Origin of the sequence: Paraburkholderia largidicola, assembly GCF_013426895.1 — a bacterium.
Classification (GTDB): Bacteria; Pseudomonadota; Gammaproteobacteria; order Burkholderiales; family Burkholderiaceae; genus Paraburkholderia; species Paraburkholderia largidicola.
This window is the reverse complement of the sequence record NZ_AP023174.1, coordinates 1,732,805-1,754,632: the sequence shown is the minus strand read 5'-3', so window position 1 is coordinate 1,754,632 and position 21,828 is coordinate 1,732,805. Positions and strand designations below refer to the sequence as shown.

The 21,828-nt window shown below is 62.6% G+C and carries 17 protein-coding genes; 11 read left to right on the top strand and 6 right to left on the bottom strand.

Annotated features, from left to right (window positions below):
* The first annotated feature begins 1 nt into the window (after position 1).
* The 5 genes from PPGU16_RS07830 to PPGU16_RS07810 all read left to right on the top strand — a co-directional run bounded on the left by PPGU16_RS07830 (position 2) and on the right by PPGU16_RS07810 (position 5,849).
* Positions 2-1,462, top strand: a complete 1,461-nt coding sequence (locus PPGU16_RS07830; RefSeq protein WP_180722410.1) for a glucose-6-phosphate isomerase — start codon at positions 2-4, stop codon at positions 1,460-1,462.
* Positions 1,463-2,692 (top strand): glycosyltransferase family 4 protein, encoded by a 1,230-nt coding sequence (locus tag PPGU16_RS07825; RefSeq protein ID WP_180722409.1) that lies wholly within the window; start codon positions 1,463-1,465, stop codon positions 2,690-2,692.
* Positions 2,693-2,750: 58 nt separating this feature from the next.
* On the top strand, positions 2,751-3,911 hold the full coding sequence (locus PPGU16_RS07820) for a glycosyltransferase family 4 protein (RefSeq protein WP_180722408.1): 1,161 nt from the start codon (positions 2,751-2,753) through the stop codon (positions 3,909-3,911).
* Between the two features lie 316 nt (positions 3,912-4,227).
* The gene (locus tag PPGU16_RS07815) at positions 4,228-4,494 is read left to right on the top strand and encodes a helix-turn-helix domain-containing protein (protein ID WP_180722575.1); all 267 of its coding nucleotides are present in this window, start codon (positions 4,228-4,230) and stop codon (positions 4,492-4,494) included.
* Positions 4,494-5,849, top strand: coding sequence for a HipA domain-containing protein (locus tag PPGU16_RS07810; protein ID WP_180722407.1), 1,356 nt, complete (start codon positions 4,494-4,496; stop codon positions 5,847-5,849). Before PPGU16_RS07815 ends, PPGU16_RS07810 begins: the two co-directional genes overlap by 1 nt.
* Before the next feature lie 56 nt (positions 5,850-5,905).
* Here PPGU16_RS07810 and gmd read toward each other — a convergent pair whose 3' ends face one another.
* The 3 genes from gmd to PPGU16_RS07795 are packed head-to-tail and all read right to left on the bottom strand — an operon-like array spanning position 5,906 to position 8,822.
* Entirely contained in the window at positions 5,906-6,949 is a 1,044-nt protein-coding gene (gene gmd / locus PPGU16_RS07805; RefSeq protein ID WP_079485633.1) for a GDP-mannose 4,6-dehydratase, read from the bottom strand.
* A complete protein-coding gene (locus PPGU16_RS07800; RefSeq protein WP_180722406.1) occupies positions 6,946-7,740 on the bottom strand; it encodes an SGNH/GDSL hydrolase family protein in 795 nt (264 codons plus the stop codon). The genes gmd and PPGU16_RS07800 overlap by 4 nt, the downstream gene beginning before the upstream one ends.
* Complete coding sequence (locus PPGU16_RS07795; protein ID WP_180722405.1) at positions 7,737-8,822, bottom strand: acyltransferase family protein; 1,086 nt, start codon at positions 8,820-8,822, stop codon at positions 7,737-7,739. Before PPGU16_RS07795 ends, PPGU16_RS07800 begins: the two co-directional genes overlap by 4 nt.
* A gap of 519 nt (positions 8,823-9,341) precedes the next feature.
* Between PPGU16_RS07795 and PPGU16_RS07790 the strand changes: the two genes are divergently transcribed.
* The 3 genes from PPGU16_RS07790 to PPGU16_RS07780 are packed head-to-tail and all read left to right on the top strand — an operon-like array spanning position 9,342 to position 15,537.
* Positions 9,342-11,531, top strand: a complete 2,190-nt coding sequence (locus PPGU16_RS07790; protein ID WP_180722404.1) for an NHL repeat-containing protein — start codon at positions 9,342-9,344, stop codon at positions 11,529-11,531.
* 59 nt (positions 11,532-11,590) lie between these two features.
* The gene (locus tag PPGU16_RS07785) at positions 11,591-13,069 is read left to right on the top strand and encodes an oligosaccharide flippase family protein (RefSeq protein ID WP_180722403.1); all 1,479 of its coding nucleotides are present in this window, start codon (positions 11,591-11,593) and stop codon (positions 13,067-13,069) included.
* Positions 13,066-15,537, top strand: coding sequence for a glycosyltransferase family 4 protein (locus PPGU16_RS07780; RefSeq protein WP_180722402.1), 2,472 nt, complete (start codon positions 13,066-13,068; stop codon positions 15,535-15,537). The genes PPGU16_RS07785 and PPGU16_RS07780 overlap by 4 nt, the downstream gene beginning before the upstream one ends.
* Positions 15,538-16,319: 782 nt before the next feature.
* Here the strand turns inward: PPGU16_RS07780 and PPGU16_RS07775 are convergent.
* Positions 16,320-17,495, bottom strand: coding sequence for an acyltransferase family protein (locus PPGU16_RS07775; protein ID WP_180722401.1), 1,176 nt, complete (start codon positions 17,493-17,495; stop codon positions 16,320-16,322).
* A gap of 242 nt (positions 17,496-17,737) precedes the next feature.
* Here PPGU16_RS07775 and PPGU16_RS07770 point away from each other — a divergent pair, with 242 nt between their 5' ends.
* Positions 17,738-17,881 carry a hypothetical protein gene (locus PPGU16_RS07770; RefSeq protein ID WP_180722400.1) on the top strand — a complete coding sequence of 48 codons (144 nt, stop codon included), beginning with the start codon at positions 17,738-17,740 and terminating at the stop codon, positions 17,879-17,881.
* Positions 17,882-18,143: 262 nt separating this feature from the next.
* Positions 18,144-19,037, top strand: a complete 894-nt coding sequence (galU, locus tag PPGU16_RS07765; RefSeq protein ID WP_036005763.1) for a UTP--glucose-1-phosphate uridylyltransferase GalU — start codon at positions 18,144-18,146, stop codon at positions 19,035-19,037.
* A gap of 73 nt (positions 19,038-19,110) precedes the next feature.
* On the opposite strand, the gene PPGU16_RS07760 is transcribed toward galU, so the two are convergent.
* Positions 19,111-19,782 (bottom strand): phosphoribosyltransferase, encoded by a 672-nt coding sequence (locus PPGU16_RS07760; protein WP_180722399.1) that lies wholly within the window; start codon positions 19,780-19,782, stop codon positions 19,111-19,113.
* 36 nt (positions 19,783-19,818) lie between these two features.
* The gene (locus PPGU16_RS07755; protein ID WP_180722398.1) at positions 19,819-20,589 is read right to left on the bottom strand and encodes an IclR family transcriptional regulator domain-containing protein; all 771 of its coding nucleotides are present in this window, start codon (positions 20,587-20,589) and stop codon (positions 19,819-19,821) included.
* A 367-nt stretch (positions 20,590-20,956) separates the two neighbouring features.
* Between PPGU16_RS07755 and PPGU16_RS07750 the strand changes: the two genes are divergently transcribed.
* Positions 20,957-21,802, top strand: coding sequence for a 3-oxoadipate:acetyl-CoA acetyltransferase (locus tag PPGU16_RS07750; RefSeq protein ID WP_180722397.1), 846 nt, complete (start codon positions 20,957-20,959; stop codon positions 21,800-21,802).
* The last annotated feature ends 26 nt before the right edge of the window (positions 21,803-21,828 follow it).

The window sequence follows — 21,828 nt, the reverse complement described above, 5'->3', positions numbered from 1 at the left end:
GATGTCGTCGATTGCACGAGCCGGAATCGAGAGCGCCACGCGCGTCGTCAAGAGCGACCGTCGCGAATGGCTGCCGCCCGCGTTGCTGTGGCTCGTCACGGTCATGCTGATCGTCGCGCACCAGGGCACGGTGCTGACGCTCGCGTTCCCGGTGCTGTCGATCGCCGTCGGTTTCTGGCTGTATTTCAAGGCGCCCGCGAAGTACGTCGGCTACATGTGGTGGCTGTGGTTTCTGAGCCCGGAAGTGCGGCGTCTCGCCGACTGGTCGAAGGGCGCGTTCACGCCGACCAGCCTGATTCAGGTCGCGCCGCTCGCCGTGACGATGATCAGCGGGCTGTCGCTGATCCGCTTCTACCCCGTGCTCGCACAGAGACGCGGCCTGCCCGTCCTGCTGGTGCTGGCAGGGCTCGGGTATGCCTTCATGATCGGCGTCGTCTCCAGCGGCCCGCTGGCGGCCCTGTACGACCTCGCGAACTGGGTCTATCCGATCCTGATCGGCTTTCACATCATGGCGCACTCGCGGCAGTACCCGGAGTTCCGCGAGACCATCATCAACACCTTCATCTGGGGCATGCTGCTGATGGGCGGCTACGGCCTCGTGCAGTTCTTCATCATGCCGCAGTGGGACGCGCTGTGGATGCTCGGCTCGCAGATGAACTCGCAGGGCGACCCCGTGCCGTTCGGCGTGCGCGTATTCAGCACGATGAATTCGTCGGGCCCGTTCGCGCTCGCGATGATGGGCGCGATGGTCTACGTGATGGCCGCGAACCATCGCGTGCGCTGGGTCGCGGGCGCGCTCGGCTTCCTGTCGTTCTGTCTCTCGCTGGTGCGCTCTACGTGGGGCGGCTGGGTCATCGCGATGCTGATCCAGCTCGCCAAGTCGAACAACAAGGTGCGCATCCGCATCGTCGCAAGCGCGGTGCTGCTGGTTGGCCTGTGCGTGCCGCTGCTCGCCATCGGCCCGGTCGCTGAACGGATGCAGGCGCGCCTCGACACGATCGTCAATCTGCACGACGACCAGAGCTACGCGGCGCGTAACGAGTTCTACGCAACTTTCGCGAAAACCGCGTTCACCGACGTGACGGGCGAAGGGCTCGGCGCGACGGGCACCTCGACCAAGCTCTCGAACGACGGCGGCCAGCTCGGCCAGTACGGCAATTTCGACAGCGGCGTGATGAACATTCCGTTCGTGCTCGGCTGGCCGGGCACGCTGCTGTACATGTCGGGCGTGATCTGGCTGCTGCTGCGCGCGCTGCGCGCGTCGTTCAAGCTGCGCGACGACAAATTCGCCTCCGCTTCGCTGTCGCTTGCGCTGGCGATCTTCGCGATGCTCGTCTTCACCAATTCGCTCGTCGGTACGGGCGGCCTGCTGCTCTTCATGGGCGTGTTTTCGATTATTTCCGCGGCGCACTGGCAGAAGCTGAACCGGCGCCGCCAATCATTCTTTCCTGGAGGCCACTGATTGAGAGTCGCCATCGTCACGCACGTAGTGCGTCATAACGACGGGCAGGGCCGCGTCAATCACGAGATCGCGCGCGCGGCGCTCGACGAGAACATCGAGGTCACGCTGGTCGCCTCGCATGTCGCGCCCGAGCTGCTCGAACATCCGCTGGTGCGCTGGGCGCCCGTGAAAATCGGCCGCTTCTGGCCGACCAATCTGTTGCGCCAGCAGGTGTTCGCGCTGAAGAGCGCGTGGTGGCTGCGCAAGCACCGCGCCGAATACGACGTGCTGCACGTCAACGGCTTCATCACGTGGATGCCCGCCGACGTGAACACCGCACACTTCGTCCATAGCGGCTGGTTCAACAGCAAGTACTACCCGTTCGGTTTGAGCAAGGGTTTGTGGTCCGCGTATCAGTTCGTCTATACGCGCGTGAATGCCGTGCTCGAAGGCTGGGCGTATCGACGTTCGCGTGTGATCACGGCCGTCTCGCAGAAGGTCGCGACCGAGATCGCGGCGATCGGTCTCACGCCGCGCAACCGGCTCGACGTGATCTATAACGGCGTCGATACGCAGGGCTTCGCGGCTGCGCATGGCGACCGTGCGCGTTTCAAGCTGCCCGAAGACAAGTTCCTGCTGCTGTTCGTCGGCGATCTGCGCACGCCGCGCAAGAACCTCGGCACGGTGTTGAAGGCATTGAAGCATCTGCCCGAGCACGTGCATATGGCGGTGGCCGGTTACCTGCCGGGCAGTCCGTACCCGGAAGAAGCGAAAGCACTCGGCATCGCGGATCGCGTGCACTTTCTCGGCCTCGTCAAGGAGATGCCCGTGCTGATGCATTCCGTCGATGCGTACGTGTTTCCGTCGCGCTACGAAGCGATGAGCCTGTCGCTGCTCGAAGCGATGGCGGCGGGTCTGCCCGTCGTCACGGCGCACACGGCGGGCGGAGCGGAGATCATCACGCCCGAATGCGGCATCGTGCTCGACGATCCCGACGATCCGCAGGCGCTCGCGCAAGCCGTCGGACGTCTCGCATCGGACGACGCGCAACGGCTCGCGATGGGCCGCGCGGCCAACGAACTCGCGACGGGCTTCGGCTGGGCGCGCATGGCGCAGCAGTACATCGCGCTGTACCGGCAGATTGCGGGGCAGCGCGAAGACCGCCGCCGCGCGAACAACCTCAATGACAACGACGCCGAACCGCTGGCGGCGAACGTGCTCGCAGGCCCTCAAGGCGCGGATCGCGCGTGACACGCGTGACGCCTCGCGGCTGAAGCGCACATCGACAACGACAAGGAAAGCACACACCATGACCACTCGTTCCATCAAATCGCTGCAGATCGGCATGCACTGGTTTCCCGAGCGCGCGGGCGGTCTCGACCGCATGTACTACTCGCTGATCGGCGCGCTGCCCGGCGCAGGCGTCGAAGTGCGCGGCGTCGTCGCGGGCTCGGAGCGCGTCGCGCAGGACACCAACGGCGCGATCCAGGGCTTCGGCTCCGCGGCGCAATCGCTGCCGCTGCGCCTGATGGCCGCGCGCCGCGCGCTGCGCCGCGAGATTCGCGAGCAGCGTCCCGACGTGATCTCGTCGCACTTCGCGCTGTACACGTTTCCGGGCCTCGACGCGATGCGCGGCATTCCGCAGGTGTCGCATTTTCAGGGACCGTGGGCCGACGAGAGTCACGTCGAAGGCGCGGACTCGCTCGGCCAGCGCGCCAAGCGCTATCTGGAGCAGACGGTGTATGCGCGCTCGTCGCGGCTGATCGTGCTGTCCGACGCGTTCGGCCGCATTCTGACGTCGCGCTACGGCATTCCCGCCGACCGCGTGCGCGTCGTGCCGGGCTGCGTGAACGTCGATCAGTTCAATCTGCCGCTGACGCAAAACGAAGCCCGCTTGCGTCTGCAGCTGCCGCTGGGCCGGCCGATCGTGCTGGCCGTGCGGCGTCTCGTGCGGCGCATGGGTCTCGAAGATCTGATCGATGCCGTGAAGATCGTCAAGCGTCGCAATCCGGACGTGCTGCTGCTGATCGCAGGGAAGGGGCGCTTGCAGGTGGAATTGCAGCAGCGCATCGACGACGCCGGTCTCGGCGACAACGTGAAACTGCTCGGCTTCGTGCCGGACGAGCATCTGGCGTCGCTGTATCGCGCGGCCACGATCAGCGTCGTGCCGACCGTGGCGCTCGAAGGGTTCGGTTTGATCACCGTCGAATCGCTGGCGTCGGGAACGCCCGTGCTGGTGACGCCCGTGGGCGGTCTGCCGGAAGCGGTGGCGGGGCTGTCGCAGGATCTCGTGCTGCCTTCGACGGGCGCGGACGCGATCGCCGATGGTCTCGGCAAGGCACTGGATGGAACGATCCGGCTGCCGGATTCGGATGCGTGCCGGGCCTACGCGCGGGCCAATTTCGATAACCCGGTAATCGCGAAGCGGGTCGCGGCCGTGTACAACGAGGCCATTCAAGCGGCGGCGTAGGGCGGGTCACGCAGCCAGGGAAAGGGACGGCCATGAGCCGTCCCTTTGCTTTTGCGTTGCCCAACGGAGGTGACTTGTAAGCCGTACACGCATGATAATTCCGTCATTTCAGGAACTATAGCCGTTTGACAGCGCCGGACAGCTATAATTACGACAATATCAGAACTATTGACACACACTCGCTTTTTCTCACATAATTCTGATATTCTCGTAATTATCCGTCTCGCGCTTCCGTAGGACGGTTTATTCCTGAAATTCCGGAACTATGGCCCGCACCTTGCCTCGACCCACCTCCGTCAATCCATTGGCTGGCGACATGGCAGCCTTGGGCCGGCTCGTGCGCAACCGGCGCGCGCAAAGCGAGCTTCGTATCGACGACGCCGCCGACATGCTCGGCATCTCCAAAGACGTGCTATCGCGTCTGGAAAACGGCCGGTCGGTCAGTCTCGACAAGCTGTTCAAGGTGTTGAACGGCCTCGGCCTCAACATGCTGGTGTTCACGAACCAGGAAACCAGCGCGGTGCTCGATTCCGTCGGGACGCTCAACGCGCAGGCGTCCGGCAGCCCGTCGGAGCCGTCCTGATGGCTCACGCCCTCCATGTAACGGCTCACCAAGGCGCCGTCGGCCGTCTGGACTTCGACGGGCAACACAGCCTGTACCGCTTCGCGTACGACGCAAACTGGCCTGGACGCCGGCATGCTTTTCCGCTGTCTCCGCATATCCCCCTGTCTGGCGACGAACCGCCAGCGGGCGCCGTGCATCGGTTCATCGCCAATCTGTTGCCGGAGGGGCGGGCGCTCGATGTCGCGTCGGTCGTTTATCAGGTGTCGAAGGACAACACGTATGGGCTTATCCGGATGCTCGGCAAGGAGCCCGTCGGCGCATTGAGCTTTCTTGCCGCGGACGATGACGGCAGGCCCATTCACGCGGAAGAACGGCCGCCCGCGCGCCGGGAGATTTCAACCGATGAACTGAGCCAGCGCATCCGCGAGCGCGACGTGATTCCGTTCCCTGTATGGGACGGCAAAGTCCGGTTGTCGGTGGCGGGCTATCAGGACAAGCTGCAAGTGCTGGTGGAAGGTGAGCGCATCGCGCTCGCGGATGGGCCGCTCAGTTCGACGCACATCCTGAAACCCGAATCCCGCAGCCCCGTCACGCCGTGCATGGTCGCCAACGAGCACTACTGCATGACGCTCGCATCGCGCATGGGTTTGCCCGCGGCACCGGTCGCGATCCGGCGCATTCCCGAGCCGATCCTGCTGATCGGGCGCTTCGACCGGACCGTCGAACTCGACCCGGCGGACGGCGAATCCGTTCAGGCGGTGCGCCGCCGGCATGTGATCGACGGCTGCCAGGCGCTCGATTTGCCCGTCACGTTCAAATACGAGCGGAATTTCGGCAATACGCCCGACGTGCGCAACATACGCGAGGGCGTGAGCTTCCAGAAGCTGTTTGCGCTTCAGCGGCATCTCGACAATCCCGCTGCCGCGCGCACCTTCATGATCCGCTGGGCGCTGTTTCAACTGCTGATCGGCAACAGCGACGCGCATGGGAAAAACCTGTCCTTTTTCATGCATGGCGGCGGCCTCGACCCCGCACCGCTTTACGACCTCGTGTCGGTCAATGCCTATGGCGAGCGTGTCGAGCAGGACATGGCGATGGGGTATGGCGACGTCTTCCGGCTCGAGGAAATCACGCCGTTCGCGCTGGCGGACTTCGCGCAGCGCACGGGCACGCTGCCGCGCTTTCTTGGCCGTGAAATGACGCGCATGGCGCAGGCCGCGAAGGCGCTCGCGCCGGAGCTGGCGCGCTCGGAGGTCTATGTCGGCGACGAACGTGCGCTGGTGCAGATGATCTCGGACTTCATCGGCGTGCAGGCCGAACGCCTGCTGCATTTCGCGCCGATGGTGCCTCAGGTCAACCGCAAGCTGCTTTAGAAAAACAAAAGGGCGCTTCACGCGCCCTTTGTTGTGTCAGCGGTTCGACGCCGCTATCAGCACGACAAGCCGTTCTGGTTGCGCGCGATATCCGCCTCGACCATCATCTTGCACAGATGCTCGAGGGTGGTCTCCGGCTTCCAGCCGAGCTTGTCGCGTGCCTTGTCCGCGCAGCCGATCAGCAGATCGACTTCGGCAGGGCGGTAGAACTTCGGGTTCACGCGGATCAGCGTCTTGCCCGTCCTCACGTCGATACCTTTTTCGTTCTCGTTGCGGCCCGACCATTCGAGCTGGTAGCCCGCAGCGGCAAAGGCCATTTTCACGAAATCGCGCACGGTCTCCGTGCGGTTCGTCGCCAGCACGTAGGTGTCGGGTTCGTCAGCCTGCAGCATGCGCCACATGCCTTCAACGTACTCGAGCGCGAAGCCCCAGTCGCGCTTCGCATCGAGATTGCCGAGTTCGAGCACGTCGGCTTTGCCGAGCTTGATCTTCGCGACGGTGTCGGTGATCTTGCGCGTTACGAACTCGCGGCCACGCAGCGGCGACTCGTGATTGAACAGAATGCCGCTCGTCGCGAACATGCCGTACGACTCGCGATAGTTGATCGTCGACCAGTGCGCGAACAGCTTGGCCACACCATACGGGCTGCGCGGGTAGAACGGTGTCTCTTCGCGTTGCGGCACGGCCTGCACCTTGCCGAACATCTCCGACGTCGACGCCTGATAGAAGCGCATCTTCGGGTTCACCGTGCGGATGCCTTCGAGCAGGTTCAGCACGCCCACGCCCGTGACCTGCGCCGTCGTCGAAGGCTGGTCGAACGACACGCCGACGAAGCTCTGGGCCGCGAGGTTGTACAGCTCGTCGGCCTGCACGGTGTCGAGCAGACGCAGCGTCGAGCCGGCGTCGGTGAGATCGTGCTCGACGAGTTGCAGATTCGGATTGTCCATCACGCCGAGTTCTTCCATCCGCCAGAAGTTGACGGAACTGGTGCGGCGATACGTGCCTGTGACCTGATAGCCCTTGCCGAGCAACAGTTTCGTCAGATAGGCGCCGTCCTGGCCGGATACGCCCGTGATGATAGCTTTGCGTTGTGTGGTCATGAGTTGCCTCTCGTCGGGTTGTCGGAAGTGGAGTGAAGCGGGGATGCTGCGCGTGACGGCTGGCGTGGCGAGTCGGCTGCAACGCCGAACAGACGCCGCACGAGCGGATCGATCACCTGAAAATCCTGCTGCGCCTTCACGCGATACAGTTCGGGCTTCGGATGCGCGCCGTCGGACATGTGGGTTTTCCAGTCGGCCATGGCGGAGATTTCCGCGTAATGGTCGACGAGCGGGATCTGCTGCTCGGCCGCGACTCGCCGCGTCATGGCGGCCATTTCCGCGAGCCTTGCATTCAGACGCCCATCGGGCATCGGGTTCGAGGTCTGCAGCACGGGCAGCTTGCCGAGCGCTTGCGCCGTTTTCACGAGATCGGTTTCGGCCTGATAAAACTGCTCGGGCGTCTGGTTGTGCATCACTTCGTTGATGCCGTAGTTGATCGTGACGATCTGCGCACTGGATGACGCCAGGCGGTCTTTCCACGGGCCGTTGCGGCCGGGGCCCATGCCGTCGCGCAATTGCGTCGCCATCGTGCCGCCGATGCCGTCATTGACGACCGACACGCGCACGCCGTATTTCGCGCGCAATGCATCTTGCAGATAGGTCACTGCGTTATCGGCGCGCGGCCCGCAGCGGCCGTCGCTGCACGAAATGCCGAGCGTGGTCGAGTCGCCGTAGGCCTCGATCAGCACTTGCGGCTGCGCGCGCTCCTGCGCGTGCGCGAGCATGCCTGCGCTTACGAGCACGCATACGAGCGCAGACCGCGCGGCACGCAACATCGGCGCGCGCGTCATGCGCTCGTCCTCGATGTTTCGCGTGCCGCATGCAACGCGGCGTCGGACTGTTGGCCACGCGACGCGCTGCCATGAATCAGGCGGCGCTCGAAGCCGAACCACGATGCGCTCGCATAGACCAGCGTGATCGCGAGCGCTAGCGCGGCCGTCACGTAGCGGTTGTAATGCAGCGGCCAGAGCGCATAGAGAACGGTCAGGTGGATCAGATAGATCGTGTAGCTGATCGTGCCGATATAGACGAGCACGGGATTGCACAGCACCCGCTTGACGATGCCTTTGCTCTGCAGCGCAATCACGACGACCGACGTGCACAGCAACAGCGACACGCTATACAGGCCCGCGTTCGACAGCGGCGTATTGGCCGCACGAAAACGCGGATAGTGCAGATGCAGCCACGCGAGCACGGCCAGCGCGACGAACACGCCGAGCACGGCCAGCAGCCTGAACGGCGCGAGCGCGTTCGCATCGCGCCGCACGGCGACGGCGAGCAGTGCGCCCGCTGCGAGCAGATCCATGCGGAACGGCGTGAGGTAATAGATCGGCCAGAACGAATCGAACCACGGCGTCGCGACGGCGCGCAGCACGGGAACGAGCACGATCAGCGCGCCCGCGACATAGCCGAGCGCCCGCTCGGGCACCAGCAGGATCACGAACGGCCAGACAATATAGAACTGCTCTTCGACGGCGAGCGACCACAGCACATTGAGGCTGTCATGGCCGCTCTGGTTGAGCGCATCGCCGATGTTCGTCGCGAAGAACGCATACCACTCCCAGTGCTGCGCCCAGCCGAACCCGAACAGCAACGACGACACCACCATCAGCAGCAGATACGGGGGCAGGATGCGTCGCGCGCGGCGCGCATAGAAGTAGCTGAAATACGACTGCTGACGCGCCTTGCGATCCAGCAGGATGCCCGTGATCAGAAAGCCGCTCAGCACGAAGAACAGGTCGACGCCCATCCACAGCGGCGCTTTCAGCGCGTGCTGTGCGAACACCGCGAGCACGGCGATCGCGCGCAAGCCGTCGAGCTGGACGATGCGTCGGTGATGAATAGGCGTGGCGGGCAGAGTGCTGGCTGTCATGAGCGTCCGTGTATGCGCCTGATGCGGCAGTCAATGGGCCATGCACGGTGTCGCGAGGCGATCACCATGAAGACGTAAAGCGGGTTTGATTCTAGGTAAATAAAAACCCTAAAAAACACGAATGAAATAAACGAATTGATTTGAATAATAAAAAGCGCGTTTTTATATCTGCATACGCCCGGTTACACCTCGATACAGACTCGCGCACGCAGCAGGTAAGAATTTCAGTCCGGATGACGGAATCGGTAAATTAAGGCGTCTTTCGCACGCAAAATTGCCTGAAAAATTCGCGAGGCAATTTTTTTCCGTTTTCTTTTGGTGCGTTTCAACCGACGAATAATTTTGAATTATTTGCGAATTTCGTCCTTCATTCTTTGCACTTACCGTTAAGCGCTGATTGGATCAATGCGCATTAACGCCACTGCGCGCATTGCGCTGCCTTTCGAATTTCCGCATGGCATCCGGCGAAAACGCATCGTCATCGCCTGCCTTCGTTTCGCCTCGACTGGAGAATCCGCGTTGTCCCGACTCACGCTTGCCCGCGCGATGTGCGCGTTTGCCCTTCTCGCGACACTGCATGCGTTCGCCGAACCTGCGCTGAACGTGCAGACGTCATGGATCGGCAATACGTTCGGTTTCGGCGACGGTGCGTGGACGCAGATCAACATCACGGCGCTCGCGGTATCGCCTGATGGCAAGGTCTATACGAACTCGCCGTGGGACGAAAGCGGCGCGGAAGCGAGCGTCTATCAGAACGGCAAGATGCTCGGTTTTGCGGGCGGCACGCATGGCTGGGGCAATAGCGGCGGCAACGCGATTGCGATCAACAAACGCTATGCGTATGTGGCCGTGGGCGTCGGCAACGAGAAGGGGCATCTCGTCGGTCAGGGCGTGTGGCCGGACAAGGGCCGCCAGTGGTACGGCATCTCACGGCGCGAGATCGGCGATACGAAGCGCGTCGCGGCTTTCCAGGCTGCCGTGAGCAGCATCGATCCGCATGCGAAAGCGGCCGCCGCGTTCGCGATGGTCAACGACGTACCCACGGGCACGCGCGGCGACATCAACGGGCTTGCCGCCAGCGATACGACGCTCTACGCATCGAACACATCGCAGAACCGCATCGAGGTGTACGACGCCGAATCGATGCAGCGCAAGGCGCAATGGAGCGTGCCGGCACCGGGCCGCATCGCGCGCGCGGGCGACGGCTCGCTATGGGTGCTCACGGACACGCTCGGCGACAAGCCGACAGTCGCGCACCTGGATGCGAGCGGTCAGCGCCTCAAAGACGGATTGCCGCTGCCTGCCGACACGGTCGCCATCGATATCGCCGTCGACCCACAAGGCCGCGTGCTGATCGCCGACAACGGCCCGCGTCAGCAGGTGCTGTTCTTCAGCAAGCGCGACGGCGGCTATGCGCTCAGCTCGACCCTCGGCGAACGCGGCGGCATCTTCTCCGGCGTCGCGGGCAAGCCCGGACCGCAGCGCTTCAACGGACTCACCGGCGTGGGTGTCGATGCGCGCGGCAATGTCTATGTGTCGACCAACGGCATCGGCCCGCGCTTCGAACCGACGGGCGCGGGGCTCGGCGCGACGCTCGAAAGCTACGCGCCCGATGGCAAGCGCGTGTGGCAGGTCGAAGGACTGCTGTTCGTCGACGGCGCGTGGATGGACCCATCGCGGCCCGACAGCGTCTATACGGGCAACAAGCGCTTCACGCTCGATCTGTCGAAGCCGGCGGGCCAGCAGTGGACCTACGCGGGCTTCCTGACCAACCGCTTCAGGTATCCCGACGATCCCGTATTCAACACCGACCAGTGGCCGGGCCTGCCCATCGCCCGCAAGCTGAAGGGCCGCACGTTCCTGTTCCTCACGGACATGTATGCGGACCATCTGAAGATCTATCGCTTCGACGGCGGCCGCGACGGCGAGACGGCGACGCCTTCGGGCTTTATCGCGGGCCGCGAGCGCGCCGTGCTGAAGGTGCCGAACGCACCGAAGGGCGGCGACTGGATCTGGCGCGACAGCAACGGCAACGGTCAGTTCGACGCCGACGAGTTCACGCCGAATACCACAGGCACGCACCTCGCGGGCGGCTGGGGCTGGTGGGTCGATACCAACGGCGACATCTGGCGCGCTCGCGATTCGAAGGGCATCAACCGCTTCAGGTTCGGTGGTCTCGATGCGAAGGGCAACCCCGTCTACTCGTACGCGGACATGACGTCATACCCGGTGCCGCCGCCGTTCAGCGAAGTCAAACGCGCGATCTACGACCCGCAAACCGATTCGATGTACGTGACGGGCTACACAGCCGAAGCGCCGTTCGACCGCGGCTTCTGGAAGGAAGTGGGCCGCGTGCTGGTGCGCTACGACAAGTGGTCGAGCGGCAACCCCGTTGCGCGCTACACGCTGCCGCTGCCGTGGGACACGAAGGCGAAGCCCGTCTCGACGCTGATCGGCCTCACCGTCGAAGGCAAATACGTATTCGCCGTCGAGCCCGTCGGCACCGTGCATGTCTACAGCAAGGACACGGGCACGCCCGTCGGCACGATGCAGCCGGGGCCCGAAGTGGGCCATGCATCGGGCTGGGTCGACGTGCCCAACGGCATCAGCGCCTATCGCCGCGACGACGGCGAGTACCTCGTATTCGTCGAGGAAGACGCACGCGGCAAGGTCCTGATGTACCGCTGGAAACCCGCATCGAACACATAAATACGACGCTTCTCCACCCACACGCTACCCAAACCTATGACTGACCAGAAAGGCATCCGATGGATAAAGGCATCCTCAGAAACGTAGTGATCAACCTGATCGGGCTGGTGTTGCCGACGTTTGTATCGCTCGTTACGGTGCCGTCGTACATCAAGCTGCTGGGCGTCGAGCGCTACGGCGTGATCAGCCTCGTCTGGACGCTGATCGGCTACTTCAGCATTCTCGATCTCGGCATGAGCATGGCCGCGCAGAACCACATCTCGAAGGCGCGGGCGTCTAACGATGAGCAGGCCTGCGAGCAGGTGTTCTGGAGCGCGACGTGGCTGAACCTGGCGACGGGCATCGTCGGCGGGCTCGTCATCTACTTCGGCGCGGCGCTCTATACCGCGTATTTCTCGAAAGTGTCGCCCGAGTTGCAGCACGAGGTCTATATGGCGTTGCCGTGGCTCGCGGTAGCGATTCCGCTCGCCAACGTGTCGTGGGTGTTCGCTGGCGCGATCAACGGCGCGGAACGCTTCGGCATCTACAACACGAACCAGACGCTCGGCACGTTCCTGTTCCAGCTGCTGCCGCTCGCCGCTGCATGGATGATGGGACCGACCTTGCAGAACGTGCTGGCCGCGGCCGTGGTCGCGCGTCTGCTCGCGGCGATTCTGCTCGGACGCTCGGCGCTCAATGTGCTCGGCATCCGCCATATCCGCGCGCCGCAGTTCAAGGTCGCGAAGGGGCTCTTCAACTTCGGCGGCTGGATGCTGATTGCGAGCATCTCGGGGATGGTCGCGGAGTCGCTGGACCGCGTGATGCTCGGCACGAGTCTCGGCGCGCGTTTCGTCACGTACTACACGGTGCCGCAGAACCTCGTCACGCGCCTGAACATCGTGCCGACCGCGCTGCAGCGCACGCTGTTTCCGCGACTGTCGGCCGTGGGCCGCGACGACGCCGACGTCATCATGCGGCAGTCGCTCGAATTCCTGAACGGCGTGTTCACGCCCATCGCGCTCGTCGCGATCATCGTGCTCGAACCGTTCCTGCATGCGTGGGTGGGCAACGAAGTCGCGGACGCGGGCGGCCCTGTGGGACGCATCCTGATCATCTCCGTGTGGCTCGTCGGCCAGGCCAACCTCGCGCGCATTCTCATTCAATCGCAGGTGCATCCGGCGACCGCCGCGCGCCTCGGCCTGTTCGAGCTGCCTTTCTTTGCGGGTGCGCTGTGGTTCGGCATCGCGCATTTCGGGCTGACGGGCGCCGCCGTCGTCGTGGCCGCGCGCGGACTGTTCGACTACGTCGCGCTGCTGAAACTGTCGGCCATTCACGCGCGTCCGATCGTGCTCGACATGTTCGCGCACCTCGCTTTTCTGGTGGGCACCTTGTGGCTCGCCACCTTGCTTACCAGCCTGCCGATGGCCATTGCCGCGGGCGCGCTCATCGTGAGCGCGAACGTCGCGTGGTCGCTCACGATGACCCCTGCATTGCGCGATCTTGCGCGTTCGCTGCTTGTGCGTCTGAAGTTGCGACTCAATCCGAGGAATAGCGCATGAACCACGATATCGTTGAAGAAGACCTCCTGCGTCCCACTGCCGTGACGCGCGATGCGGGTCACGATCTCATCGCGATCACGCCCGTTGCCAGGCCACCCGCGACACGGCGTGGCGCACGCAGCGTCGGCCCGGTGCGTGTCGCGATCATTCACGACTGGCTCGTCACCTATGCGGGCGCCGAGCGCGTGCTCGAACAGATCGTCGCGTGCTTTCCGGACGCGGACATCTTCAGCCTCGTCGACTTTCTCGATGACCGCACGTTCCTGCGCGGCAAGTCCGTGACGACGTCCTTCATCCAGAAGCTGCCGAAGGCGCGCACCAAGTACCGTAGCTATCTGCCGTTGATGCCGCTAGCGATCGAGCAGCTCGACGTGTCCGCGTACGACGTCGTGATCTCGAGCAGTCATGCCGTCGCGAAGGGCGTGCTGACGGGTCCGGACCAGGTGCATATCAGCTACGTGCATTCGCCGATCCGCTACGCGTGGGATCTGCAGCATCAGTACCTGCAGCAGTCGAAGCTGACGAGCGGACCGAAGTCCGCGTTGGCGCGGATGATCCTGCATTACATGCGCAACTGGGATATCCGCACGTCGAATTCCGTCGATGCGTTCGTTGCGAACTCCGAGTTCATCTCGCGACGCATCCACAAGGTGTATCAGCGCGATTCCGAAGTGATCTTTCCGCCCGTCGACGTCGAGTCGTTCTCGCTATGCGAGGAGAAGGACGATTTTTATCTGACGGCCTCGCGCATGGTGCCGTACAAGAAGATCGACCTGATCGTCGAGGCATTCGCGCAGATGCCGGAGCGCAAGCTGGTGGTGATCGGCGACGGCCCCGACATGCAGAAGGTGCGCGCGAAGGCGACGCCGAACGTGCAGATCATGGGCTATCAGCCGTTCAACGTGTTGCGCGATCACATGCGCCGCGCGAAGGCGTTCGTGTTCGCGGCGGAAGAAGACTTCGGTATTTCCGTGGTGGAAGCGCAGGCGTGTGGCACGCCCGTGATTGCGTACGGCAAGGGCGGGGCGCTCGAAACCGTGCGCGATCAGTACGAATCGCATCCGACGGGGATTTTCTTCAACGAGCAGACGGCCGATTCGATCATCGGCGCGATCGAGGATTTCGCCGACGATCCCACGCGCTTCCGGCCCGCCGACTGCCGCGCGAATGCGGAGCGTTTTTCGATCCGGCATTTCCGCGAGCGCTTCTTCGGCTTCGTACGCGAAACGGTCCCGGCGTTGCAGGGCGCGACGCTGCCTGTGGATGAACCGCCCGCGAAGGTGAGCGAAGCGAAGCCGGCATCGAGCGACTTGCGCGTGCTGGCGATCGATCAGAGCGGCGTGCTGGGCGGCGCCGAACTGTCGCTGCTGGAAATCGTGAAGGCGCTCAAGGCGCGCGTGCAGGTCGTGCTGTTCGACGACGGTCCGTTTCGCATGGCGCTGCATCGCGAAGGCGTGGCCGTCGATGTGCTCGATCCCGGCGCGACGCGCGATATCCGCAAGCAGGGCGGCACGCCGCCGATCGCCAAGGCGGTGAAGGGCGTGGCATCGCTGGTGCGCGCGACGGTGGCGCGGGCCCGGCAGAGCGACGTGATCTATGCGAACACGCAGCGCGCGATGGTGATTGGCGCGATAGCGGGGCGCTTTGCACGGCGTCCTGTGGTCTGGCATCTGCGCGATATCGTCAGCCCCGAGCATTTCGGCAGCCGGCAGCTGGCGATCATCAAATGGTGTGCGAAATTCGGTCTGGCGCATGTGATTGCGAATTCGGCGGCTTCGGCGCGCGCGTTTGCCGAGCTGACCAATTTTGGCGACAAGCGTATCGATGTGGTGTTCAACGGGATATCTGCTGCGCCGTTCAGTGCGTTGCGGGATACGCCGCAGAGCGTGCTGCGTGCGCGGCTGAAGCTGCCGCAGGATGCGTTTCTGGTCGGCTCGTTCAGTCGTCTCGCGCAGTGGAAGGGGCAGCATGTGTTGCTGGAGGCGATGGTGCTGAATCCGCAGATGCATGCGGTTCTGGTCGGGGCGCCGCTGTTTGGTGAAGATGCTTACGAGGCCCGGTTGCGTGAGTTCGTTGCGTCGAACGGGCTCGAAGGGCGCGTGCATTTTCTTGGGTTTCAGGACGATGTGGCTGCGTGCATGTGTGCGGTCGACGTTGTTGCGCATACGTCGATTACGCCGGAGCCGTTTGGTCGCGTGATCGTTGAGGGGATGTTGGCCCGACGGCCGGTCGTGGCCGCGCGCGCGGGCGGTGTGGTCGAGATTATCGACGATGGTGTGAATGGGGTGATGTGTACGCCAGGTGACGCGCATGCGCTGGCTGACACGCTTGCTGAGTTGAGGTCGGATCAGGCGCTGCGCGACCGGCTTGTTGCGCATGGGTATCAAACCGCTGTGCGGAAGTTTGGGACGCAGGCGTATGTCGAAGGAGTGGAGAGGATTCTTGCTTCTGTAGCGAGTGGGGTTTGAGTTTTTTTTGTCTGCGACGCGGGGTGGTGGTTTGGTTTTGCCTTCGTGGTGTGGGCGTCGCTGTGTGCGGTAGTTTTGCCTCTGCGCTGGCATCCGCGATTTGCCTTCGTGCTTCAAGCGTTGCCCCTGTGCGGGGCGGCACCTACTTTTCTTTGCCGCCGCAAAGAAAAGTAGGCAAAAGAAAGCGGCTCACACCGCCAGCCCATGTTCTTATCCACGGGCCCCCAACGTCCCCGCCCTTCACACGGCACTGCCGTGGTTGTGCCCGTTGCCAACGCCTCGAATCTACGCCTCACCCGCCTCAAACACCCGAACAAGAGCTAGCGACAGCGAATGGTCTCTGCCGCCCAGGTGGCAAACTGTGTGTAGGCTGACGTACCGTACAGGGTAGTGCTCTTACCAGAAACACCAGTCTTGCTACCCAGTCCGGAGTGATGCGTGTAGGGCACAAAAGCCTGCACACAGTTTGCCACCTGGGCGGCGGTGGACTATCTCGTAGCGCGTGCCGCGACGCGGGCACATGAAGTGGGTGAGGCGTACAGAGAGAACGCTGGCAACGAACGTGGGTCACGTGGTTGCCGTGTGAAGCGTAAGAACCTTCGGGGGCCCTCAGGCAAATACTAGAACTGGCGGTGTGAGCCGCTTTCTTTTGCCTACTTTTCTTTGCGGCGGCAAAGAAAAGTAGGTGCCGCCCCGCACAGGGGCGACGCGTGAAGCTAGATAACAAATCGCGGATGCAAGCGAATAAACCAGGCACACAACCCAAAAGCCTGCGCAGCAACTCACCGCGGAGTAGATTTCAAACTACCAGACCATTTCATAGCCGGCAGTTCAACACACCGATAAAACACCCAAGCAACGCCAACCGCGACGAGCATAAAACCAAAACTCGGCAAGATCGACATCTGCAACGCCGAACGATAGAGCACCGACGACAGCAGCACAAAAATAGGCAGATGAATCGAATAAAGCGAGAAGCTAAAGTCACCAAAGCGAGACAGCACCCGAATCACTCCAGTATCGTTCTGCCGCCGGCTCTTGAGAGCCTCATTCAGATAGCACGCAAACCCAACAGCCCAGAACTGAAACGCCAGATACTGCCCAAAGCGAAACGCAACACACCCTAGAACTGTCAGGAGGACGGCCGCCCCATACATCAGCCAGGGCATGCGCTGACGCGAAGAAGACCCATCACCACGCTCCAGCTGCAATTCAGCGATCCACGCCCCAAGCATCCACGAGAACCAGAACGACGTAAAAAACTGCAAGTCATGCCGCTCGAAAACAAAAACCGAAGCGACATTAACGAGCGCAACAATCGCGAGCACAGGCATCATCCCAAGCCGGCGCCGCAAAGCAAAAACCAGCGGATAAACCGCATAAAACTGCACTTCCAGCGACAGCGTCCACAACGCGCCATTCGATCCATACGTCTTGCCACCCACGCCTTGCAGTGAAAACAGATTGACGAGAAACGCCTGCGGCCCGATATCGAGAATCTTGTGATTGACAGGCGGAAAGTGCAGGCTAGTCCAGTCGAGCGCCAGCGTGAGCAGCAGCGCAGCAAACAGCACAGGGTAAATGCGCGCAAACCGCCGCGCCCAAAAATTCATCGCATCCAGCCGATAAGCCGGATTCTTCGCAAGACGCTGCGCCGCGCCACGATGAATGCAATACCCGCTAATGACGAAGAAAATCGGCACCCCTGCCGAGCCCCACGCAATAGGCAGCGTCAGGTACGCAACGATCGTATTCAGATCGAGCGACTTGCCCGCCACATGGTGAAAGCTCTGCATGCCCACCCATTCCACCTGGCGGCAATGAAAATACGCCACCAGCAACGCGGCAAAACCCCGCATCGCGTCGATGACATGTTCCTTCCCGGCGACCTTCGCATCGCTGCGCGCCGCCGGCAAGGACAGGGACGAGCCGGTGGCGTCCAGTGCTGTGTCACTCATTCGCGGTCCTTGATCGTTGATGAATAAATTGACGCGCAGCATCCAACGCGCAGCACGCCCGCTTGCGTATCCTAGGTGAAAGGGCGTGCAAAAAAATCGACAAGAAATGATTGGAATTATTCAGGTTGTCATATTGCCAATGCATAGCCGAAGCAAATCCAAATTCAAATAGACCTCTGAATTATTTGATGTTTTTTTCATGTTACGTTCATGCGGGGAAAACTTCTGACAGGGGTGGGGTCATGAACCTGCATTTGATCGCCGGCATCGCCGTGTTGCTGCTACTCGTCGCCGTGTCCGCGTATCGCGAAGCACTGCGCAACGAGCCGATCAGCCGTATCCGCATGAATCCGGAAAAGATGCCGCAGTTCGAAGAGAACGACTGAACGCGCGGGCGGCACCCGCCGCCCAGGCGTGATTGGCAAAATTTACGCGACGCCGTATATCAATTCAAATTGTCGATGTCATTCTTTCCGCACGATTTTCAAATACCGGAACAGCTGATCGGCAAAAGAACAATTTGAATTAATTTCAACGGGGCGCCATCCGTTCTTTCAAATAATTTTGCGCTAGTCTTTTCCGGCACGACAATGCGCCGCCTCTCACGGCGATTGCATACATTCAATCAACCGAGTGGAAATGCATACCATGCTGAAAGTCACCAAAGCCGTCTTTCCTGTAGCGGGCCTCGGCACACGTTTTCTGCCCGCCACGAAGGCGAGCCCGAAGGAGATGCTGCCCATCGTCGATAAACCGCTGATCCAGTACGCGGTCGAAGAAGCGATCGCAGCAGGCATCACCGAAATGATCTTCGTCACTGGCCGCAGCAAGCGCGCGATCGAAGATCACTTCGACAAGTCCTATGAAATCGAGGCGGAACTCGAAGCGCGCGGCAAGGAGCAACTGCTCGATCTCGTGCGCAGCATCAAGCCGGCGAACGTCGATTGTTTCTACGTGCGTCAGGCAGAAGCGCTAGGCCTCGGCCATGCCGTGATGTGCGCCGAAAAGCTGGTCGGCGACAGCCCGTTCGCCGTGATTCTCGCCGACGACCTGCTGCACAGCGAACAGCCCGTGATGAAGCAACTGGTCGACGTGTTCAACCACTATCACAGCTCCGTGGTCGGCGTCGAAACCATCGCCCGCGAAGCAAGCCGTTCGTATGGCGTGGTCGACGGCAAAGAGTGGGAAGAGGACGTCATCAAGCTGTCGGGCATCGTCGAGAAGCCGGCGCCCGACAAGGCACCGTCGAATCTCGGCGTGGTCGGCCGCTACGTGCTGATGCCGACCATCTTCAAGCACATTCGCGCGTTGAAGCCGGGCGCGGGCGGCGAACTGCAACTGACGGACGCGCTGCAATCGCTGCTGACGGAAGAGCAGGTGCTCGCGTATCGCTACTTCGGCACGCGCTTCGATTGCGGCAGCAAGATCGGCTATCTGAAGGCGACCGTCGAGTTCGCGCTGCGTCACCCGGAAGTGCGCGGCGAGTTCGAGGACTATCTGCAAAGCTATCTGCCGCTGCATCTGACGGCCGCCGCTGCCTGAAAGGCCCGCCTGCGGCAGCGACGGCGCGTCTACCGGCCGTCTTGCTGCAGGTCAGTCGGTGCAAGCGCGCGCGTCATCCGCACGACGCGGGCCCGTTGGCCGACGATGCGCGTGCGAGTATTGCGCACACATCGTCGTCGGTGGTTTCGCTGAAGTCCGAATAAAACTGGCTGACGCTGAAGAAGAGTTCCGGCGCGACGACGCAGACATATTCGTCGACGTCGTCGCCAATGCGGCCAGCCGCGTCGTACGGCGCGACGGGCAGCGCGGCAACGATCTTCGCCGGCGCGCGTGCGCGCAATGCGCGCGCGGCCACCTTCATTGAAGCGCCCGTTGCAAGCCCGTCGTCGACGATGATCGCGACGCGGCCCGCCACGTCGGCACTCGCGCGCTGCGGGTCGCAAAACATGGCCTCGCGCCGCGCCAGTTGCGCTTTCTCGTCTGCCAGCACGCGTTCGAATTCGGGCTGCGAAACGCCCGTCTCGCGCATCAATTCTTCATCCACATACAGTGCATCGCCCGATGCGATCGCGCCCATTGCGAGCTCGCATTGCCACGGCACGCCGAGCTTGCGAACCACGAGTACGTCGAGTGGCGCGCCGAGCGCGCGCGCCACTTCATACGCAACGGGCACGCCACCGCGCGGCAGCCCGAGCACGACGACATCGTCGCGTTGCGCGTAATGCTTCAGTTGATCGGCGAGCGCACGGCCCGCGTCGGCGCGATCCGCAAATCGACGGTGCATGATTCGCTCCCACGTCCGCTACCTCTACGTCATTCACTATAGGACGTTGAGCATCGAGAGTGCCGATTCCTGCAGCGCGCGCAATACGCGGTTGAGCGCGGCTTCCGAGCTTTCCTTGCCCATCGGCATGTTCGTGCTGAGCGCCGCGACGACTTCGCCATGACGGTTCTTCATCGGCACGGCCACGCCGCGCACGCCGATATCCAGCTGCTGCTCGATCACCGCGAAACCGTCGGCCTGCGCGCGACGGACCTTTTCGAGCAGCCCCGTCTTGTTGGTGACCGTGTGCGGCGTGAAGGGCATGAGTTCGGCGTCGTTGAGCCACGTCTGCATCGCTTCCTGATCGCGGTGATACGCGAGCAGCACGACGCCGGGGGAGGTGAGCGGGGCGGGCACGCGCGCGCCCAGCACGAAGCCCGTCGTCATCACGCGCGACGTGCCGTTGCGCGCGATGAACACGAGTTCCCAGTCGTCGAGCACGCTCACGTAGACGGATTCGTTGATCGTCGCGCTCAGTTGCTGCAGGTACGGCTGCACGGTCTTCGGCAGCCGCGCCGAGTCGAAATACGACCAGCCGACGCGCAGCACGCGCGGCGTCAACCCATATAGCTTGCCGTCGCCCTGCACATAACCGAGGTGTTCGAGCGTCAGCAGATAGCGGCGTGCTGCGGTGCGCGTCATGCCCGTCAGTTGCGCGGCCTGACTCGGTGTGAGGCGCGCGTGTTCGCTGTCGAACGACTCCAGGATCGCGAGGCCTTTTTCGAGGCCGGCGATCCAGTCGCGTTTGTCCAATGGCGGTCGGTTCATGGCAATCGTCCCCTGATATTGCGCGGCTAACGTATCGGTACGCGCGATTATCGCTCACCATGCCGCGTTTGTTGATAGCGCCGGGCGTGGGGCGGAACGCCGCCTCGATCGCTCGCGGATCGGCCGGAAAACCTTGCCGACACTGTATGCGCCACACGACACCCGGCCTGGTGCTAACCCGCGAAGCGCGCGTTAATCGCACAGAAACGTGCGATTAACGCACGTTTCGGGTACCAGGAGCATTGCCCGCCTCATGCCGCTTGCCTATTCTTGAGCCACCTCAGCGCTTCAGGCCGCGCCGCACCGGATGGGTACATCGGATGCGTCGCGCAGCGGCATCACGCGTTTCATCGAGAAAGGTTCTGCCATGAGTCACGCCACGAATCAGCCCTGCATCATCTCCGTCGCGATCACGGGTTCCGTGCCGCGCAAGAAGGACAACCCGGCAGTGCCGATCTCGATACCCGAGCAGGTCGAGAGCACGCATGAAGCCTATGAAGCCGGTGCGACCCTCGTGCATCTGCACGTGCGCGACGAAGAGGAGCGCTCGAGTTCGGACCGCAACAGCTTCGCGGTGCTGCAGGAAGGCATCCGCAAGCATTGCCCGGACATCATCATCCAGTTTTCGACGGGCGGGCGCGGACGGTCGTTCGAGCAACGCGGCGCGATGCTCGATTTGCGGCCCGACATGGCGTCGCTGGCCACGGGCTCGGTGAACTTCCCGACCACCGTCTACGAGAACCCGCCTGATTTCGTGCGCACGCTCGCGCAGACGATGCTCGATCACGACGTCAAACCCGAAATCGAAATTTTCGATCTGGCGATGCTGTACAGCACCGTCGATCTCGTGCAGCAAGGCCTGTTGAAAGAGCCCGTGCATGTGCAGTTCGTGATGGGCGTGAAGAACGCCTTGCCCGCGCGCCGCGAGATTCTCGAATTCGAAGTGGCGCAATTGCAGAAGCTGCTGCCGAGCGCGACGTGGACGGCAGCGGGCATCGGCCGGCATCAACTGGAAGTGAACTACTGGACGCTCGAAATGGGCGGCCATTGCCGCACGGGACTCGAAGACAACGTGCGTTGGGACAAGGACACGCTCGCAAAAAGCAATGCGCAACTGGTCGAGCGCGTCGCGAAACTGTGCGGCGAATACGGCCGTCCTGTCGCGACGGCGAAGCAGGCGCGCGAGCTGCTGGCGCTCAAGCCCGCTGCATAAACACGATTCCGAACCCAAGCCCTATC

Coding starts and splice junctions, on each gene's coding strand:
- PPGU16_RS07810 (WP_180722407.1), top strand. CDS start 4,494: ATGGCTCACGCCCTCCATGTAACGGCTCACCAAGGCGCCGTCGGCCGT.
- PPGU16_RS07755 (WP_180722398.1), bottom strand. CDS start 20,589: ATGAACCGACCGCCATTGGACAAACGCGACTGGATCGCCGGCCTCGAA.
- PPGU16_RS07815 (WP_180722575.1), top strand. CDS start 4,228: ATGGCAGCCTTGGGCCGGCTCGTGCGCAACCGGCGCGCGCAAAGCGAG.
- PPGU16_RS07820 (WP_180722408.1), top strand. CDS start 2,751: ATGACCACTCGTTCCATCAAATCGCTGCAGATCGGCATGCACTGGTTT.
- PPGU16_RS07785 (WP_180722403.1), top strand. CDS start 11,591: ATGGATAAAGGCATCCTCAGAAACGTAGTGATCAACCTGATCGGGCTG.
- galU (WP_036005763.1), top strand. CDS start 18,144: ATGCTGAAAGTCACCAAAGCCGTCTTTCCTGTAGCGGGCCTCGGCACA.
- PPGU16_RS07775 (WP_180722401.1), bottom strand. CDS start 17,495: ATGAGTGACACAGCACTGGACGCCACCGGCTCGTCCCTGTCCTTGCCG.
- PPGU16_RS07830 (WP_180722410.1), top strand. CDS start 2: ATGTCGTCGATTGCACGAGCCGGAATCGAGAGCGCCACGCGCGTCGTC.
- PPGU16_RS07800 (WP_180722406.1), bottom strand. CDS start 7,740: ATGACGCGCGCGCCGATGTTGCGTGCCGCGCGGTCTGCGCTCGTATGC.
- gmd (WP_079485633.1), bottom strand. CDS start 6,949: ATGACCACACAACGCAAAGCTATCATCACGGGCGTATCCGGCCAGGAC.
- PPGU16_RS07780 (WP_180722402.1), top strand. CDS start 13,066: ATGAACCACGATATCGTTGAAGAAGACCTCCTGCGTCCCACTGCCGTG.
- PPGU16_RS07795 (WP_180722405.1), bottom strand. CDS start 8,822: ATGACAGCCAGCACTCTGCCCGCCACGCCTATTCATCACCGACGCATC.
- PPGU16_RS07770 (WP_180722400.1), top strand. CDS start 17,738: ATGAACCTGCATTTGATCGCCGGCATCGCCGTGTTGCTGCTACTCGTC.
- PPGU16_RS07760 (WP_180722399.1), bottom strand. CDS start 19,782: ATGCACCGTCGATTTGCGGATCGCGCCGACGCGGGCCGTGCGCTCGCC.
- PPGU16_RS07750 (WP_180722397.1), top strand. CDS start 20,957: ATGAGTCACGCCACGAATCAGCCCTGCATCATCTCCGTCGCGATCACG.